The organism is Cellulosimicrobium sp. E-16 (assembly GCF_049913115.1).
Taxonomy (GTDB): Bacteria; Actinomycetota; Actinomycetes; order Actinomycetales; family Cellulomonadaceae; genus Cellulosimicrobium.
Genome location: NZ_CP183974.1, coordinates 4,003,542 through 4,020,661, shown reverse-complemented (window position 1 = coordinate 4,020,661; position 17,120 = coordinate 4,003,542). Strand labels below are relative to the sequence as shown.

Sequence of the window (17,120 nt, the reverse complement as noted above, 5' to 3'; positions counted from 1 at the left end):
GGTAGACCTCTGGAGCGCTCGCGTCGATGGGCGGAGCGGCTGAAACTTCGGTCGTCCACAGGTCGCTCGCTCGTCCACAATCCCGGTGCCCCGCCCGGCGCCGGATGGCACCATGGCGGCCATGCTCGTGACCCTCGCCGCGACGGCGTCCCCGGGGACGCTCGACGACGCCACCGACCTCGGGTTCCTGCTGCACAAGCACCCGGACCGCGCCCAGGTGTTCGACCTGCCCGTGGGCCGCGCGCACGTGTTCTACCCCGAGGCGACGGAGGAGCGGTGCGAGGTCGCGCTGCTGCTCGAGGTCGACCCGGTGGGGATCGTGCACAACAAGCGCTTCGGCGGCGGGGACGCGTTCGCGCTCGCGCAGTACGTCAACGACCGGCCGTACGCCGCGTCGTCGATGGTCGCCGTCGCGCTGGGCAAGGTGTTCGCGACGGCCATGGCGGGCCGGTGCGACGCCCGGCCCGACCTCCCCGACGTCGAGCTCCCGCTCGACGTGCACGTCCCGTCCCTGCCCTGCCGCGGTGGGACCGACCTGGCGCGCCGGCTCTTCGAGCCGCTGGGCTGGCACGTGACTGCGACCGCGGAGCCGCTCGACCCGACCGTCCCGGCATGGGGCGCCTCGCGGTACGTGGACCTGCGCCTGCACGGCACGCGCCGGCTCGCCGACGCGCTCGCGCAGCTCTACGTGCTGCTGCCCGTGCTCGACGACGCGAAGCACTACTGGGTCTCGACGGACGAGGTGGACAAGCTCGTGCGCGCGGGCGGTGGCTGGCTCGCCGACCACCCCGAGCGCGCGCAGATCCTGCGCCGCTACCTCGCGCACCAGCGCCGCTACGTCGAGGACGCGACGGCGCGCCTCGCCGCGCTCGACGGCGCCGCGCCCGCGGACGTCGCCGAGCCCGACGGCGGCGGCTCGCTCGACGGCGCGACGTCACCCGAGGCGGACGCGCCGGAGCCGCCGCTCGCCCGGCAGCGCGCGGACGCGGTGCTCGGGGTCCTGCACGAGGTGGGTGCACGGACCGTCGTCGACCTCGGCTGCGGGGAGGGCGCGCTCCTGCGCCGTCTCGCCGCCGACCGGACCTTCACGCGCGTCCTCGGCACCGACGTCTCGGCGCGCGAGCTCGAGCGCGCGGCCGCGCGGCTGCGCCTGCACGACGCGAGCGACGCCGAGCGCGAGCGCGTGCGCCTGCTCCAGTCGTCCCTCACGTACACCGACGACCGGGTCACGGGGTTCGACGCCGCGGTGCTCATGGAGGTCGTCGAGCACGTGGACCCGTCGCGCCTCGACGCGCTGGCACAGGCGGTGCTGGGGCACGCGCGGCCACGCGTCGTCGTCGTCACGACGCCCAACGCCGAGTACAACGTGCACTACCCGAACCTCCTGGACGGGCCGGGCGGGAGCAGGGTGCGGCACCCCGACCACCGCTTCGAGTGGACGCGCGCGGAGCTCCGCGCGTGGGCGGACGCCGCCGCGGACCGCTACGGGTACGCGGTCGAGCACCGCGACGTCGGGCCGCTCGCGCCGGACGTCGGGGCGCCCACCCAGATGGTGGTCCTCACGCTGGACGGGGCCGCGCCGCTCGGCGGGACGGCCGCGACAGGGTCCGGCACGCACGACGGAGGGGAGGCGCGATGAGCGAGCACGTGACCGAGCAGGCCACCGAGCCGACGACCGAGCGTGACGCGGCGACGCGCGACCTGCGCGTCCCCGCGTCGAGCCTCGTGGTGCTTGTCGGCGTCTCCGGCTCGGGGAAGTCGACGTTCGCGCGCGAGCACTTCGGCCCGTACGAGACGGTGTCGTCGGACGTGTGCCGCGGTCTCGTGTCGAACGACGAGAACGACCAGGCGGCCACGAAGGCCGCGTTCGAGGTGCTGGAGACGATCGTGTCCAAGCGCCTGGAGGCGAACCTGCTCACGGTCGTCGACGCGACGAACGTGCAGCGCGAGGCCCGCAAGACCCTCGTCGCGCTCGCGCGCGCCCACGACGTCCTGCCCGTGGCGATCGTCCTCGACGTGCCGGAGAAGGTCGCGCTCGAGCGCAACGCCGCGCGGGCGGACCGCGGGTTCGGCGCGCACGTCGTGACGCGGCAGCGGGCGGCGCTGCGGTCGTCGCTCAAGAGCCTCCAGCGCGAGGGGTTCCGCACCGTGCACGTGCTGCGTGGGGAGGACGAGGTCGCGGCGGCACGCATCGTGCGGACGCCGCTGCTCACCGACCGTCGCGACGAGCACGGCCCGTTCGACGCGATCGGCGACGTGCACGGCTGCCTCGACGAGCTCGTGACGCTCCTCGGGGAGCTGGGCTACGCCGTCGTGCGCGACGACGCGGGCCGGCCCGTCGACGCCGCGCACCCCGAGGGCCGCCGCGCGATCTTCCTCGGCGACCTGGTCGACCGCGGCCCTGACTCGCCGGGCGTGCTGCGGCTCGCGATGGGCATGGTCCGCGCGGGGCACGCGCTCGCGGTGCCGGGCAACCACGAGCACAAGCTCGTGCGCGCGCTCGGCGGGCGCGACGTGAAGGTCTCCCACGGCCTCGAGACGACGCTCGCCCAGCTCGCCGAGGAGCCCGAGGAGTTCCGCCGCGAGGTCGCGGAGTTCTGCCGCGACCTGGTGTCCCACCTCGTGCTCGACGACGGCCGCCTCGTCGTCGCGCACGCCGGGCTCAAGGAGTCCTACCAGGGCCGGGCGTCCGGGCGTGTACGGAGCTTCGCGCTCTACGGCGACACCACGGGCGAGACCGACGAGTTCGGTCTCCCCGTGCGCTACCCGTGGGCGGACGACTACCGCGGCCGCGCCACGGTCCTCTACGGGCACACGCCGACGCCCGAGGCCGAGTGGGTCAACAACACGATGTGCCTCGACACGGGGTGCGTGTTCGGCGGGAAGCTGTCCGCGCTGCGCTACCCGGAGAAGGAGGTCGTGCAGGTGCCGGCCGCGCGCGAGTACTACGCGCCCGCGCGCCCGTTCCTCCCCGACGGCTCGGACGGCTCGGGCGAGCCCGCGCGCGAGCCCGACCTGCTCTCCGTGTCCGACGTGCTCGGGCGCCGAGTCGTCGAGACCTCGACGCACGGGCGAGTGACGGTGGGCGAGGAGCAGGCGGCGGGTGCGCTCGAGGTCATGAGCCGGTTCGCCGTCGACCCGCGCCTGCTGCTGTACCTGCCGCCGACCATGAGCCCGGTCGCGACCTCGACGCTGCCCGGCCTGCTCGAGCACCCCGACGGCGCGTTCGTCGCGTACGCGCGTGACGGCGTCGACCGGGTCGTGTGCGAGGAGAAGCACATGGGCTCGCGCGCGGTCCTGCTCGTCGCGCGCGACGCGGGGCCGGACGGCTCGCGCGTCGTCGCCGAGCGGTTCGGCATCGCTTCTCCAGGTGCTGTGCACACGCGCACGGGGCGGTCGTTCCTCGACGAGCCGACGACGGCGCTCCTGCTCGGGCGCGTCGCCGCTGCCCTCGAGGCGGCCGGGACGTGGGACGCGCTCGGCGCCGACTGGGTGCTGCTCGATGCCGAGGTGCTCCCGTGGTCCCTCAAGGCGGACCAGCTCCTGCGCGACCAGTACGCGAGCGTCGGGGCGGCGGCACGGGCCGTCATGCCGTCCGCACTCGCGGCCCTGGCCGCCGCGGAGGCGCGCGGCGTGGACGTGGGCGAGCTCCGCGGTCGGACCGCGCGGCGTGCGGCCGACGCCGAGCTGTTCGTCGAGTCGTACCGGCGCTACCGGTGGGACACGGGGGTCACCGTGCACGGCGAGGACGTCCGGGGCGCGGTCGACCCGCTGCGCGGCGTGCAGGTCGCGCCGTTCCAGGTGCTCGCGAGCGGGACGTCCGCCCGGCCCGGGTCCGTCGAGGCGACCGGCACGACGTACGCCGAGCGCGACCACCTGTGGCACCTCGACGTCGCGGACGGGCTCGTCGCGGCGGACCCGGTGCTGTTCCGCACGACGCGGCGCGTCGTCGTCGACCTCGCGGACGACGCGTCGCGCGCCACCGGGACGGCGTGGTGGGAGGAGCTCACGGCGGCCGGGGGAGAGGGCATGGTGGTCAAGCCGCTCGCGAACCTCGTGCGGCGGCGGGGCGCGGGCGGCAAGGGTGGCGGGCTCGTGCAGCCCGGGCTCAAGGTCCGCGGCCGGGAGTACCTGCGCATCATCTACGGGCCCGAGTACACCGAGGAGCGCCACCTCGAACGGCTGCGCGACCGGTCGCTCGGGCGCAAGCGCTCGCTCGCGCTGCGCGAGTACGCGCTCGGCCTCGAGGCGCTCGACCGGGTCGCGCGCGGGGAGCCGACGTGGCGCGTCCACGAGCCGGTGTTCGCGGTGCTCGCGCTGGAGTCGGAACCGGTCGACCCGCGGCTCTGACCGCCCGCGCCGTCCCCCGCCGCGAGCGGGGTCTCGTCACGTGGCTTAGGTTCGCCTATCCTGAGCCGCGTGATCGCGGACGAGACGTCGAACGGCACCCCGGAGCCGCTGCTCGCGGTGCGCGGCGTGAGCGTCCGGTACCACGAGCACGACCCCGCGGGACCCGGCGCGGACCCCGCGCCACGCGTGGTCGGGCGCCCGACGCCGGACGCCGTCACGTTCGACGTGCGCCCCGGCGAGGCGGTGCTCCTGCTCGGCCCGTCGGGCTGCGGCAAGTCGACGCTCGCGCTCGCGACGAACGGGCTCGTCCCGCACGTCGTCGGGGCGGACCTCGAGGGGGCGGTCCGCGTGCGCGGGCGGTCGACGGCCGAGACGACGCCGCCCGAGCTCTCGCGCGACGTCGCGATGGTCTTCCAGGACCCCGACGCCCAGGTCGTCACGGGCACGCTGCTCGACGAGGTGTGCTTCGGCCCCGAGAACCTGCGCCTTCCGGTGGACGACGTGCTCGCCCGCGCCGAGGACGCGCTGCGACGAGTCGGCCTGTGGGAGCGTCGCGACGACGACCCCGCCGTGCTCTCGGGCGGCGGCCGCCAGCGGCTCGCGATCGCGTGCGCGCTCGCCCTCGGCTCCCCGCTCCTCGTGCTCGACGAGCCGACGGCCAACCTCGACCCGCAGGGCACCGAGGAGGTCTACGCGGTGCTGCGCGACGTGGTGGCGCGCGGCGACCGCGCGGTGCTGCTCGTCGAGCACGACCTCGACGCCGCGGTCTCGCTCGTCGACCGCGTCGTCGTGCTCGACGGCGCCGGGAGGCTCGCCCACGACGGCCCCGTCCGCGAGGTGCTGGGAGAGCGGGCCGAGGCGCTCGCGGCGCTGGGCGTCTGGCTGCCCACCGCGACGCTCGCCGCGCTGCGGCTGCGTGCCGCGGGCGTGCACCTCGACCCCGTGCCGCTCACTCCCGACGAGCTGGGGACCGCCCTGGTGACCGTGACGCACCTGCCCGACGCGTCCCCGCGCCCGCGCGAGCCGGGACCGGCCGCGCCCGAGCCGGTGCTCGTCGTCGACCGCGTGACGCTACGACGCGGCGACCGCCGCGGGCGCGGCGCGACCGTGCTGCGCGACGTGTCGCTCGCGGTCGCGCCGGGCGAGCTCGTCGCCGTCGTCGGCGCCAACGGGGCGGGCAAGACGACGCTCGCGCAGCTCGCCGCGGGCGTGCTGCGGCCGCGCCGCGGCGCGTTCGACGGCCGCGTGACCGTCGCGGGCCTCGACCCGACCCGTGCCGACCCGCGCGAGCTCTCCCGGCACGTCGGGTTCGTCTTCCAGAACCCCGAGCACCAGCTCGTCACGTCGCGCGTCGACGACGAGCTCGCGCTCGGCCTGCGCGTGCGCGGCGTGCCCGAGGACGAGGTCGCGGCGCGCGTCGAGGACGTGCTGCGCCGGTTCGGGCTCGCCGACCTGCGCGACCGGCACCCGTTCCTCCTGTCCGGCGGGCAGAAGCGTCGCCTCTCGGTGGGGACCGCGATCGTGTGCCGCCCCGAGGTCCTCGTGCTCGACGAACCGACGTACGGGCAGGACCGCGAGCGCGCCGCCGAGCTGCTCGACCTGCTCACCGACCTGCACCGCGACGGGACGGCGGTCGTCGTCGTGAGCCACGACATGCAGCTCGTCGCGGAGCACGCGACGCGCGTCGTGGCGCTCGCGGACGGGAGCGTCGTCGCCGACGGCTCACCGGGCGAAGTCCTCGCGGACGAGGACGTGCTGCGCCTCGCCGGCCTGCGCACGCCACCGCTCGCGCGCGCGACCCGGCACCTGGCCGACCCTGCGTGGCGGCGTGTCGCGCGCCTCGCGGACCTGCCGGCCGCGCCCGTCCCCGCGGGGGTCGGGGCATGAGCGCGGGCACGCTCGACGTCCGGCCCCGCTCTGCGCGCGCGACACCGGACGACGCGCGCCTCGGCCGGTTCGCCGGGCCGGCACGGGACCTGTGCACCTACGACCCGCTCGTCACGGCGTTCGGCCCGCTGCCCGTGGTCGTGTGGGTGTTCACGACCCGCGACCTGCTGACGCCCGCGCTCGTCGGGCTCGTTGCGCTCCTCGTCATCCTCGTCATGGTCCGGCCGCCGCGGCGCGTCGTCGCGGTCCTGCTGCTCGGCCTGCCCGCGCTCGCCGCCGTCATGACGGTGTCGTTCGGCGTGCTCACCGACCCCCGCGACGTCGACGGTACGACGCTGCTCGCGACCGTCGGCCCGTTCCACCTGTGGTCCGGGGCGCTCGAGACCGGGCTCGCGACGAGCCTGCGCACGTGCGCGCTCCTGCTGCTCGTGCTCGTCGGCGGGCTGTCGACGACCGGGCAGGACGTCGTCCGCGCGATGGTGCAGCAGCTGCGCGTGCCGTACCGCGTGGGGTACGCGGCGCTCGCCGCGCTGCGGTTCGTGCCGCGGTTCGGGCACGAGCTCGAGGTGATCCGTGCGGCGCACCGCGTGCGCGGCGTCGACCACGGGCGCGGGCCCGTCGCGGCGGGACGGCGCCACCTCGGCTACGCCGTCCCGCTCCTCGCGGGCGGCATCCGCCACGGCGAGCGCGTGTCGCTCGCCATGGAGGCGCGCGGGTTCGGCGCGCACGCGACCCGCACCGAGCGGGTCCTCGTGCCGTTCCGCGTGCGCGACGTCGTCTTCCTCCTCGCGACGTGGGGCGTCGCGGCGGGCATCGCGCTCGTCGTGGTGCCCGCGCTGACCGGCTGACCGCGGCCTGCCGCCCGACCCCTCGCGCCCTGGCTCGACCGCTTCCATCCACCCGCCCAGACCCTCGACGTCCCGGAGCCCACGATGCCCAGCACCACCCGCCGTCAGTCCCTCACGACGCGCTACCTCATGACCTGTGCCGCCATCGGTGCCGCGACGGGCGTGCTGCTGGTCCCGGCGAACTTCGTCGCGGCGGCGCTCGCGTCGACCGTGCCGGTGCTCTACTCCGCGATGCTCGGCCTGTGGATCGTCGGGCCGGTGCTCGCGCTCGCCCTCGTGCGCCGCCCCGGCGCCGCGGTGCTCACCATGCTCGTCGCGGGCGTCATCAGCTCCGCGTCGCCGCTCGGGGCGTCCTCGATCCTCACGTGCCTCATGGTGGGCGCGGCGCTCGAGGTCGCGTTCCTCGTGACGCTCTACCGCGTGTGGGCGCCGTGGCTGTTCTACGTCGCGACGTTCGTCTTCTCGGCGCTGTACACGTGGTCGGCGTTCGTCGCCTTCGACGCCGCGTCGATGGCGCCGGTGGTGCAGGTCCTCATCGTGGCCCTCATGATGGCGAGCTCGCTCGTGGGGACGTGGGCGGGGCTGCTGCTCGCCCGCCGTCTCGAGCGCGCGGGCGTCGCGCGCGGGCTCGCGCCGGCGCGTCGCGCGGCGGCCGCCGACACCGGGGCGACGGTCGAGGGCTCGCCCGCGGCGGCCGGTCAGGGCTGAGCGGGGATCCTCAGCCGCCGAGGAACGCGTTCATCGCGAGCACCGAGAACAGCACCGCGCCGGCCACGACGGCCACCGCGACGAGCCAGCCGTTCGCCCGCTCGACGGGCGGGACGGCCGGGCGCGACGCGGGGCGGACCGTGCGTCGGCGGGCACCGCGGCCACGGCGCGCGGTGAAGCGCAGGCCACGCGCGGCCGCCTGGGCCGACGGCTGCTCCGACGACCGGTCGGGGAAGGGCTCGGGGAGCTGCTCGGGGAACGCCGCGTCCCGGGCGGGGGTGGGGGTCGTCACGGTGCGCCTCCGGAGGTCTCCGGCGCCGCTGCCCGACGCCGTGCCGCCAGTCTTCCCGCCGAGCGGCCTCGGGCGCGTCGGCCGTCCGGTGGATCCTGCGGTCCACCGGGGTGCGACCTCCGGATGACGAGCAGCGCCAACCCGTGACCCGCGCGGGCGACGGCGCCCCGGGGTCAGCGCGGCGCGTTCTCGTGGTAGCGAGGTCGGCCACCGCGCGCGGCGCGCTGGAGGTAACGGACCTCGCGCAGCGCGACGGCCGCAGCGACGAGGAGCGGGAACCACGCCCAGACGCGGCCGCGGAGCACGAGCACCAGGCAGACGACCGCGACGGCGATCCCGCCGAAGACCGTCCCGACGCTCGCCCAGCGCACGCCCGTGCGCACGTCGTCGGCGCGCTGCCACCAGCGCCGCAGCCGTTCGCCGAGGCCGGGCCGGGGCGCCGGGCCCGGGGCCGTGCTCACGGGCGGGCCTCGCGGGCGAGCGCGACGCCCTCGATGCTGCGGACCGCCATGCGCAGCGCGTCGGCGCGCGTCGCCTCGCCCTCGTCGTGCATCGCCCAGGCGTTGAAGAGCATCCACCAGAGGGTGCGGACGAGCCACGAGACGCTGAGCTGGTCGTCGAACACGCCGTCCGCCTGGCCGCGGCGCAGGAGGTCGCGCACCGGCTCCTCCGCCGCGTCGGACTCCGCCCAGAACTCGGGCTCGCCGCCGGACAGCTCGTTGAACAGGACCATGTACCAGGGGCCGAGGTCGAAGTACTCGAACGCGAGGCGGCGCAGCGCGGACGCGGGGCCGCCGTCGTCCAGCCGCGCCGCGGTGATCGCGGCGCGCGTGCGCTCGACGGCCTCGGCACCGATCGCCTCGACGAGGTCGGCACGCTCCGGGAAATAGCGGTGGAGCGTCGTGCGCCCGACCTGCGCGGCCTGGGCGACGTCGCCCAGCGACGCGGACTTGTCCGTGCTGAGCACGGCGACGGCGGCGTCGAGGATCGCGCGCCGCGTGCGCGCACGGGTTCCGCTCTCCGCGGGCACGCCGTCGTCCGCCGCTGCGGGGGCCGGCGCGGTGGTGGTGTCGCGCGCGCTGGTTCGTGCCGTCACGCGGCCCACGATAGCCCTCGACGCCGTGGAACACCTCTTGCCACTAGTGGAACAAGCGTGTTCCACTAGTGGTCAACCTCGTTCCACTCCAGGATCCACCTGCGCGTCAACCACAGTTGACACGAGAAGGGATTGTCAACCATGGTTGACGCCATGTCCACGACCGACGCTCCCGGCCCGCCGACCACGACGCCCGCCACGACCGACGCACCCAAGGGCCCTTTCCTCCCGCGGCTCAGGGTGCTCTGGGCGTTCGTCCGACCGCACCGCCGCACGCTCCTGCTCGGGCTCGTCCTGGGACTGGGCACCACGGCCGCGGCCCTCGCGACCCCGATGGTGACCAAGTGGGTCCTGGACACCCTCGGGACGGGGGAGTCGCTCACCCCGGCCGTCCTCACGCTCGTCGGGCTGCTCGTCGTGGGCCTCGTGCTCGGCTTGTGGCAGTGGATCTTGCTCGGCACGCTCGCCGAGCGGGTCGTGCTCGACGCGCGGTCGTCCATGGTCCGGCGCTACTTCCGCGCGCGGATCGGCGCGCTCACCGGGCGCCCGACGGGCGAGCTCGTCACCCGCGTCACCTCGGACACCGTGCTGCTGCGAGAGGCCGCGTCGTCGAGCATCGTCAACCTCGTCAACTTCGCGGTGTCGCTCGTCGGGACGATCATCCTCATGGGGGTGCTCGACATCGTGCTGCTCGGCACGACGCTCGGCGCGATCGTCGTCATCGCCGTGCTCGTGGGCGGGCTCATGCCGCGGATCGCCAAGGCGCAGGAGAAGGCGCAGGAGTCGCTCGGCAGCCTCGGTGGGACGCTCGAGGGCGGCCTCCGCGCGATCCGCACCATCAAGGCCAGCCGCGCCGAGGGCCGCCAGATCGAGCGGGTGCTCGACGACGCGCAGGCCTCCGCGCGGCACAGCGTCCGGGCCGTGCGCACCGAGGCCGTCGCGTGGACCATCGCGGGCGGCGGGATCCAGGCCGCGATCATCGTCATCCTCGCGCTCGGCGCGTGGCGCGTCGACGAGGGTCTGCTCGCCGTGTCGAGCCTCGTCGCGTTCCTCCTCTACGCGTTCCAGATCGTCGAGCCCGTCACCGGGCTGACCATGAACGTCACCCAGCTCCAGGCCGGCATCGCCGCCGCGGGCCGTATCAGCGAAGTCCAGGCGATCGAGCCGGAGGAGGACGACGACGCGGCCCGGCCGGGGCGGGTCGGCTCGGCGTCGCTCGACCCGACCCGCGCGGAGGCGGGCCGGCCGGCGGAGGCGGCCGCGGCGTCGGGCACCGACGGGACCGAGGCCGGGACGCCGCGACTCTCCCTGCGGGGCGTCACGGCGCGCTACCTGCCGGGCGGCGAGCCCGTGGTCCGTGACCTCGACCTCGACGTGCCCCACCGCGGACAGGTCGCCATCGTCGGGCCGTCCGGAGCGGGCAAGACCACGACGTTCTCGTTGCTCCTGCGGTTCCTCCAGCCCGAGTCGGGGCAGATCCTGCTCGACGGCGTGCCGTACGACGACCTCACGTTCGACGACGTCCGGCGCCGGTTCGCGTACGTCGAGCAGGAGACGCCCGTCGTCCCGGGGACGATCCGCGAGAACCTGCACCTCTCCGACCCCGGCGCCACCGACGAGGCCATGTGGGCCGCGCTCGCACAGGTCCGGCTCGAGGCCAAGGTGCGCTCGCTCGCCGACGGGCTCGACACGTCGCTCGTCGGGACCACCGTCTCGGGCGGCGAGAGGCAGCGCGTCGCTCTCGCGCGCGCCGTCCTGCACGCGCCCGACGTCCTGCTCCTCGACGAGGCGACGGCCCAGGTCGACGGGCTCACCGAGGCCGCCGTGCACGCCGTCATCGAGGACCTCGCGCGCGATCGCGCGGTCGTGACCATCGCGCACCGGCTGTCGACCGTGATCGACGCCGACCTCATCCTCGTCATGGAGGACGGACGCGTCCGCGCCCGCGGCACGCACGCCGAGCTCCTCGCGACCGACGAGCTCTACCGCGAGCTCGTCGCCGCCCTGCGCATCGCGACCGAGGAGGCCGCGGCCCCGAGGGAGACGGTGCGATGAGTTTCGGGTGCACGGGCGGTCGGAGGTGGCGTCAGATGTGGACGACGACGGTCCCGGCTCGCGCGGACCGCGGAGGGTGAGGGCGGCATGGGGAACGTGACGTGCGACGTGGCGGTGTCGGTGGACGGGTTCTCGTCCCGTCCCGACCAGACGCTCGAGCACCCGTTCGGCGAGGGCGTGGACCTGCACCGGTGGATGACCGAGACGGCGGACGAGAACGCCACCGAGATGGAGGCGATCGTTGCCGCGGGGGCGTTCGTCATGGGGAGGAACATGTTCACGCCCGGGCGTGGGGAGTGGGACCTCGGCTGGCGCGGCTGGTGGGGACCCGAGCCGCCGTACCACGCGCCGGTGTTCGTCCTCACGCACCACCCGCGCGAGCCGCTCGTCATGGACGGCGGGACGACGTTCTTCTTCGTCACCGACGGCATCGAGTCCGCCGTCGCGCAGGCGCGAGAGGCGGCGGGGGAGCGCGACGTCTCGATCGCCGGGGGAGCCGCGACCATCAACCAGGCGCTCACGGCGGGTCTCCTCGACGAGCTGCGGCTGCACGTCGTGCCGCAGGTCCTCGGGCACGGGGACCGCGTGCTCGACGGCGTCCCACCCCTCGCGCTCGAGACGGTCTCCGTCCGCGCGGCGTCGCTCGTCACGCACGTCACGTACCGGGTGCTCGGGCAGCTCGGCTGACGGGTCGGTCGCGGCGAGGCGTCAGCCGAGCACGGCGAGCACGAGCGGCGCCGCGACGACGAGCACGACGACGGCCCCGACGACGAGGACCCGGCGCCACGGCCCGGTGTCCTCCGACGCGCGGCGCGCGCGGGTGCGGTCGGTCCACTCCGCGCCGTCGTACCAGCGTTCGCTCCCCGAACCGGGTGCGTCCGCGTACCAGCCCGCCGCTGCCTTGCGCACGTCGCCTCCTCGCGTCACGGTCCGTGAGCCCCTTCGTACGGACATGTGTCACGGGACCCCCACCTCTTACACGCAGCGGGGCGCTCGCAGGTTCCCTCGACACGATCCGAGGTCCCGCTACCGAGACGTCGCGCCGCTGGCACACTGTGCGGGTGGAGGACGGTCGGGAGGCGCGGCACAGCCGTGGATACGACCCCGTGGCGGCCTGGGGTCTCGTCGTCAGCCTCGTGCTGGGCGTGGTCGCGGCGGCGCTGTCGGTGGCCGGCTACCTGGTCGACCTGCCGTCGTGGCTCGTGGGAACCTGTCTGGCCGCCGCGGTCCTGGGCGGGGTCGCGGCCGCGGTCTTCGCAGCCCGGCAGGCCCGGCTCGAGCACCGGTCCGCAGGGCGCATCGTCTGGGAGACGGTAACCGCTCCGGTCCGCTTCCTGTTCGACGTCCTCTTCTAGGCCCTACAGCCCGTCGACCTGCGCAGCGCCGTCCGTGGCGATCTGCTCGAAGACGCGCTGGTCGGCCGCGAACTGCGTGCCCGGGATGGGCCAGTGGACGACGATCTCCGTGATCCCGGCCTCCGCGTACCCGTGCGCGGTCTCGACGAACGCGTCGACCGACTCCAGCGCAGGGTCGGGCGTGAAGCCGGTGAGCAGGATCCGCTCGACCGACGCGGGGTCCCGCCCGGCGTCGGCGCACGCGCCCTCGAGCCGCTCGACCTGGTCGCGGACCGCCGCCCGCGACTCCGCCGGGGTCGCGTCGTCGCCCAGGCGGCCATCGCCCGTCGTCACCCACGCCTGGCCGTACCGCGCGGCGAGCCGCAGCCCGCGCGGGCCCGCGGCGGCGATGGCGAACGGCACACGGGGGGACTGGACCGGGCCGGGGATGGTTCGCGCCTCGTGCGCGCGGTAGTGGCCCTCGTCGTGCGTCACCGCAGGCTCGGTGAGCAGCCGGTCCAGGAGGACCGTGAAGTCGCGCAGGCGGTCGGCACGCTCCCGTGCGGACCACGGCTCGCCGCCGAGGACCGTCGCGTCGAAGCCCGTCGTGCCGGCGCCGAGGCCGACGGTGACGCGCCCGCCGGACAGGTCGTCGAGCGTCATGACGTCCTTCGCGAACGTCACGGGTTCCCGGAAGTTCGGCGACGACACGAGCGTGCCCAGCCGCACCCGCTCCGTGACGCCCGCCGCGGCGGCGAGCGTCGGGACGGCGCCGAACCACGGCCCGTCGCGGAAGGTCCGCCACGACAGGTGGTCGTACGTGTAGGCGGCGTGGAACCCGAGGTCGTCGGCGGCCCGCCACACGTCCCGGCCCTCACGCCACGGATAGATCGGCAGGATCACGGTGCTCACGCGCATGGTCGCCAGCCTAGGGTGGGGGAGTGATCCAGCACACTGTCGCCTTCCGCCTCGTCCACCCCGCCGGCAGCGCCGAGGAGGCCGAGTTCCTCGGCACCGCGCGTCGCACGCTCACCGCGATCCCGGGGGTGCGGGACTTCACGGTCTCGCGTCAGGTGAGCGCCAAGAGCCCGCTGACGTTCCAGTTCTCCATGATGTTCGACGACGACGCCGCCTACGCCGCGTACGACGCCCACCCGGACCACCGCGGCTTCGTCGCCGACCGCTGGGTCCCTGAGGTCGCGGAGTTCCAGGAGCTCGACCTCGTCCCCTTGACGGACTGACGGCACCACCTCGGCATCCCCGCCGAAGTAGAACGTCCGGTCTCGAGGTAGGGCACGCGGGTTTCTACCTCGCGACCGGACGTTCTATCTCGCGGGTCGGGGTTTTCCGCGGGCAGAAGCCGCAGCCCCGTGTGGCAGGGTGACGGCATGACCCAGATCGACCTGCGCATCTTCACCGAGCCCCAGCAGGGCGCCTCCTACGACGACCTCCTCGCGGTCGCGAAGGCGACCGAGGACCTCGGGTTCGACGCCTTCTTCCGCTCCGACCACTACCTCGTCATGGGCGACGGCGACGGCTTGCCCGGCCCGACCGACGCGTGGACGACGCTCGCGGGCCTGGCCCGCGAGACGAGCCGCATCCGGCTCGGCACGCTCGTGTCGTCGGCGACGTTCCGCCACCCGGGCGTGCTGGCGATCCAGGTGGCGCAGGTCGACCAGATGTCGGGCGGTCGTGTGGAGCTCGGGCTCGGTGCGGGCTGGTTCGCGCGCGAGCACGAGGCGTACGGCATCCCGTTCCCGGAGAAGCGGTTCGGGATCCTCGAGGAGCAGCTCGCGGTGATCACGGGCCTGTGGGAGACGCCGGTCGGGGAGACGTTCTCCTACGCCGGCGAGCACTACACGCTCACCGACTCGCCGGCGCTGCCCAAGCCGGCCCAGGTCCGCGTCCCGGTGATCGTCGGCGGCCACGGGCCCCGGCGCACCCCGGCGCTCGCGGCCCGGTACGCGAGCGAGTTCAACGCGGCGTTCCCGGACCCCGGCGTGCTGCCCGAGCGGTTCGAGAACGTGCGCGCCGCGTGCCTCGACGCCGACCGCGACCCCGACTCGCTCGTGTACTCCGCCGCGTTCGTCGTCGCGGTGGGCAAGGACGAGGCGGAGTTCCGCCGTCGGGCCGAGGCGATCGGCCGCGAGCCCGACGAGGTGCGCCGCAACGGACTGGCCGGCACGGTCTCCGAGGTCGCGGACAAGGTCGCGGCCGCCGCCGAGCAGGGCGCCACCCGGTTCTACCTCCAGGTGCTCGACCTGCACGACCTCGACCACCTCGAGCTCATCGCGTCCCAGGTCGTGCCGCAGCTGCCCTGACGGCACACGCCCGGGCTCGCCCCCGAACCCGCGTCGCGACGAAACAGGTCGTCGCGACGCGGGCGCGTACTGCGAGGCAGCGGCCGACGCCGACCGGTCAGCCGGCGGAGGTCGGCCCGTAGACGGTCACCTGGACGTTGCCGCCGACGAAGAGGTCCACGCGGGCGCACTCGGCGCTCTCGTCCGGGACGCTCGTCGTCGGGAACGGGCCGTCGACCGAGGTGAGGGCCTCGTCGGCGATCGCCCGGGCCTCGCCGAGGGAGACGCACCCGTCCGTGATCCCGCCCTTCAGCGTCGACACGATCTCGGCGACCACCGGGTCCTCGAGGATCCCGTCGGAGCTGCCTGAGGCGCCGACGACGACCGCGCGCCCGCCGACGTCGACGGTCGCGAACGCGCACACCGGCGTCCCGTCGGCACCCTCGGGCAGCGCGTCGTGCTCGCCGACGGACCAGTCGTCCAGGCCGAGCCGGTCGAGCTCGTCCTCGGCCCAGGCGACACCCTCGGCGACGGTGCGGCACGCGCTCGCCCCGCCGTCGACCCGGTCGGTCACGCTCTGCTGCAGCTCGACCACGGCGGGGTCCACCGCCGAGCGGCCCTCGAGCCGCTCGACGCCGTCGGGCACCTGGCCGGCCGGGGCGACGTACGTCTGGCCGTCCCAGGCGAAGGCCACGGCGTCCTCGATCGGCGGCAGTCCCTGCTCCGCGAGGAGCGTGGTGCAGTCCGCGTACGGGTCTCCGGTGAGCCACGGTCCGGCCGCGTCCACGTCCAGCCCTTCTGCGACGTCCGGGCTCCAGGCGGTCACGCACGTGACGCCCTCGCCCGACGATCCGCGGAACGCCTGGATCGCCGCGTACGCGACGCCGCCGCCCGCGAGCACGGTGGCCAGGCCTAGCGCCACCGCGCCGCGGCGTCCGAGCCGTCGACGGCGCGACGGAGGTGCGGCGGGGGCCGCGTTCGTGGGGTCGAGCGTGGTGGTCATGAGGATCTCCTCCTGCAGAGCGGCGAACGCCGCGTCGTCCACGGCGCCGAGATCCGCGCGGCGGACGGGGTCGGCGGCTCGCAGCTGCTTCATCAGGTCCGTCATCGTGCCTCCTCGGTTCCGGGGCGGGGTCGTCCCCACCCGGTGACCACGTGTCCGGTCGGGTCGTCCCGTTTCCTCTGCGGCGCGGACGTCGGTGCGCCGGGTGCGACGAGTCCGTCGAGCTGCTCGGCCAGCCGCCGGCGGGCACGGTGCAGGCGCACCCGGACCGCAGCCCGTGAGATGCCCAGCACGAGGGCGATCTCGTCGCGCGCGAGCTCCTCCCACGCGACCAGGCGCAGCAGCTCCTGGTCGTCGGGGCCGAGCCGCGCGAGCGCGCGCTCGACGTCGCTCACCTCGCCGGTCGGCGGTGGGGTGGCCTCCGCGACCTCGGCGCGGAGCCTGTCGGCGAGGGCGAGCCGGCGCCGCGCGCCCCGGTGGAGGTTCGCCAGGACGCGGCGTGCGACGCCGAACATCCACGGTCGCGCGTCGTCGCCGACGGGGACGTCGTCGAGGCGTCGCCAGGCGACGAGGAACGCCTCGGCGACGACGTCGGCGGCGTCGGACGGGTCGGCCACGCGCCGCACCGCGTAGGCGAGCAGAGGGCGGTGCGTGGCCTCGAACAGGGCGGTGAACCGGGCCGCGCGGTCCACGTCCGGCGGTGGGGCCGACGGGGTCCGCTCGGGCGGACGGTCAGGGGCGGGCATCCGGGGTCCTCTCGACCGGGTGACGGGGACGACCGTCTCATGTCCGGTGCTCGCCGGTGCGTTACACCCGCCCGGTGCGGTGGCGGTGACCGGCCCGCGGTGCGCGACGGCGTGATCCTGGTGGACGACCGGCTCGCCCTCCGGGGCGTCCACCCGTCGGACGTGCGGCGCGTCGGCGCCGTGAATTCTCCGTTTCCGCCCGTGAACGGCGCGTTTCCGGGTCGTGCGGAGCGCCGCTCGGGTGAGCGCTCACCACGTGGGGCGGGACGGCGTCGGGCGGGGACGGGAGCGGCGCCGCGCCAACGATCCGGGCCGCGGGGACGGTGCAGCGGCGGGTCCCGACCGGTCCGTTCACATTCGCCGCCGTGCGCCGAGACGGTGACGGCCACCGCTCGCGCGACCCGTGACACGACCGCCTCGTACCGCTACCTTCGGCGCAGACGACGAGGTGGCCCGCTCCCAGCGGGCCACCTCGACCCGTCTCCGGGTCCCTCCGCACGA

The 17,120-nt window shown here is 75.2% G+C and carries 17 protein-coding genes; 10 read left to right on the top strand and 7 right to left on the bottom strand.

What is annotated here, in order from left to right:
• The first annotated feature begins 121 nt into the window (after positions 1 to 121).
• The 5 genes from ACN9MS_RS17650 to ACN9MS_RS17630 all read left to right on the top strand — a co-directional run bounded on the left by ACN9MS_RS17650 (position 122) and on the right by ACN9MS_RS17630 (position 7,793).
• On the top strand, positions 122 to 1,639 hold the full coding sequence (locus tag ACN9MS_RS17650) for a 3' terminal RNA ribose 2'-O-methyltransferase Hen1 (RefSeq protein WP_426309706.1): 1,518 nt from the start codon (positions 122 to 124) through the stop codon (positions 1,637 to 1,639).
• Positions 1,636 to 4,350 carry a polynucleotide kinase-phosphatase gene (locus tag ACN9MS_RS17645; RefSeq protein ID WP_426309705.1) on the top strand — a complete coding sequence of 905 codons (2,715 nt, stop codon included), beginning with the start codon at positions 1,636 to 1,638 and terminating at the stop codon, positions 4,348 to 4,350. The genes ACN9MS_RS17650 and ACN9MS_RS17645 overlap by 4 nt, the downstream gene beginning before the upstream one ends.
• Positions 4,351 to 4,419: 69 nt before the next feature.
• Positions 4,420 to 6,237: an ABC transporter ATP-binding protein gene (locus tag ACN9MS_RS17640; protein ID WP_426309704.1), complete on the top strand. Its 1,818-nt coding sequence runs from the start codon at positions 4,420 to 4,422 to the stop codon at positions 6,235 to 6,237.
• A complete protein-coding gene (locus tag ACN9MS_RS17635) occupies positions 6,234 to 7,085 on the top strand; it encodes an energy-coupling factor transporter transmembrane component T (RefSeq protein ID WP_426309703.1) in 852 nt (283 codons plus the stop codon). The genes ACN9MS_RS17640 and ACN9MS_RS17635 overlap by 4 nt, the downstream gene beginning before the upstream one ends.
• A gap of 84 nt (positions 7,086 to 7,169) precedes the next feature.
• Positions 7,170 to 7,793: an ECF transporter S component gene (locus tag ACN9MS_RS17630; RefSeq protein ID WP_426309702.1), complete on the top strand. Its 624-nt coding sequence runs from the start codon at positions 7,170 to 7,172 to the stop codon at positions 7,791 to 7,793.
• A gap of 10 nt (positions 7,794 to 7,803) precedes the next feature.
• On the opposite strand, the gene ACN9MS_RS17625 is transcribed toward ACN9MS_RS17630, so the two are convergent.
• The 3 genes from ACN9MS_RS17625 to ACN9MS_RS17615 form a co-directional block, all read right to left on the bottom strand.
• Positions 7,804 to 8,085: a hypothetical protein gene (locus tag ACN9MS_RS17625; RefSeq protein WP_426309701.1), complete on the bottom strand. Its 282-nt coding sequence runs from the start codon at positions 8,083 to 8,085 to the stop codon at positions 7,804 to 7,806.
• A gap of 173 nt (positions 8,086 to 8,258) precedes the next feature.
• Positions 8,259 to 8,546: a hypothetical protein gene (locus tag ACN9MS_RS17620; RefSeq protein ID WP_378233365.1), complete on the bottom strand. Its 288-nt coding sequence runs from the start codon at positions 8,544 to 8,546 to the stop codon at positions 8,259 to 8,261.
• Complete coding sequence (locus ACN9MS_RS17615) at positions 8,543 to 9,181, bottom strand: TetR/AcrR family transcriptional regulator (RefSeq protein ID WP_426309700.1); 639 nt, start codon at positions 9,179 to 9,181, stop codon at positions 8,543 to 8,545. Before ACN9MS_RS17615 ends, ACN9MS_RS17620 begins: the two co-directional genes overlap by 4 nt.
• Positions 9,182 to 9,334: 153 nt before the next feature.
• Here ACN9MS_RS17615 and ACN9MS_RS17610 point away from each other — a divergent pair, with 153 nt between their 5' ends.
• Positions 9,335 to 11,236 (top strand): ABC transporter ATP-binding protein, encoded by a 1,902-nt coding sequence (locus ACN9MS_RS17610; RefSeq protein WP_426309699.1) that lies wholly within the window; start codon positions 9,335 to 9,337, stop codon positions 11,234 to 11,236.
• Between the two features lie 87 nt (positions 11,237 to 11,323).
• Positions 11,324 to 11,923 carry a dihydrofolate reductase family protein gene (locus ACN9MS_RS17605; RefSeq protein ID WP_426309698.1) on the top strand — a complete coding sequence of 200 codons (600 nt, stop codon included), beginning with the start codon at positions 11,324 to 11,326 and terminating at the stop codon, positions 11,921 to 11,923.
• A 21-nt stretch (positions 11,924 to 11,944) separates the two neighbouring features.
• Here ACN9MS_RS17605 and ACN9MS_RS17600 read toward each other — a convergent pair whose 3' ends face one another.
• Positions 11,945 to 12,145 (bottom strand): DUF2510 domain-containing protein, encoded by a 201-nt coding sequence (locus ACN9MS_RS17600; protein ID WP_170227250.1) that lies wholly within the window; start codon positions 12,143 to 12,145, stop codon positions 11,945 to 11,947.
• A 152-nt stretch (positions 12,146 to 12,297) separates the two neighbouring features.
• Between ACN9MS_RS17600 and ACN9MS_RS17595 the strand changes: the two genes are divergently transcribed.
• Entirely contained in the window at positions 12,298 to 12,591 is a 294-nt protein-coding gene (locus ACN9MS_RS17595; RefSeq protein WP_426309697.1) for a hypothetical protein, read from the top strand.
• Between the two features lie 3 nt (positions 12,592 to 12,594).
• On the opposite strand, the gene ACN9MS_RS17590 is transcribed toward ACN9MS_RS17595, so the two are convergent.
• Positions 12,595 to 13,488: an LLM class flavin-dependent oxidoreductase gene (locus tag ACN9MS_RS17590; protein WP_426309696.1), complete on the bottom strand. Its 894-nt coding sequence runs from the start codon at positions 13,486 to 13,488 to the stop codon at positions 12,595 to 12,597.
• Positions 13,489 to 13,511: 23 nt separating this feature from the next.
• Between ACN9MS_RS17590 and ACN9MS_RS17585 the strand changes: the two genes are divergently transcribed.
• Together ACN9MS_RS17585 and ACN9MS_RS17580 are read left to right on the top strand one after the other, a co-directional pair.
• Positions 13,512 to 13,811: a Dabb family protein gene (locus ACN9MS_RS17585; RefSeq protein ID WP_426309695.1), complete on the top strand. Its 300-nt coding sequence runs from the start codon at positions 13,512 to 13,514 to the stop codon at positions 13,809 to 13,811.
• A 156-nt stretch (positions 13,812 to 13,967) separates the two neighbouring features.
• Complete coding sequence (locus ACN9MS_RS17580) at positions 13,968 to 14,891, top strand: LLM class F420-dependent oxidoreductase (protein ID WP_426311926.1); 924 nt, start codon at positions 13,968 to 13,970, stop codon at positions 14,889 to 14,891.
• 97 nt (positions 14,892 to 14,988) lie between these two features.
• Here ACN9MS_RS17580 and ACN9MS_RS17575 read toward each other — a convergent pair whose 3' ends face one another.
• Both ACN9MS_RS17575 and ACN9MS_RS17570 read right to left on the bottom strand, forming a co-directional pair.
• A complete protein-coding gene (locus ACN9MS_RS17575) occupies positions 14,989 to 15,978 on the bottom strand; it encodes a hypothetical protein (protein ID WP_426309694.1) in 990 nt (329 codons plus the stop codon).
• Complete coding sequence (locus tag ACN9MS_RS17570; protein ID WP_426309693.1) at positions 15,975 to 16,619, bottom strand: RNA polymerase sigma factor; 645 nt, start codon at positions 16,617 to 16,619, stop codon at positions 15,975 to 15,977. Before ACN9MS_RS17570 ends, ACN9MS_RS17575 begins: the two co-directional genes overlap by 4 nt.
• Between the last annotated feature and the right edge of the window lie 501 nt (positions 16,620 to 17,120).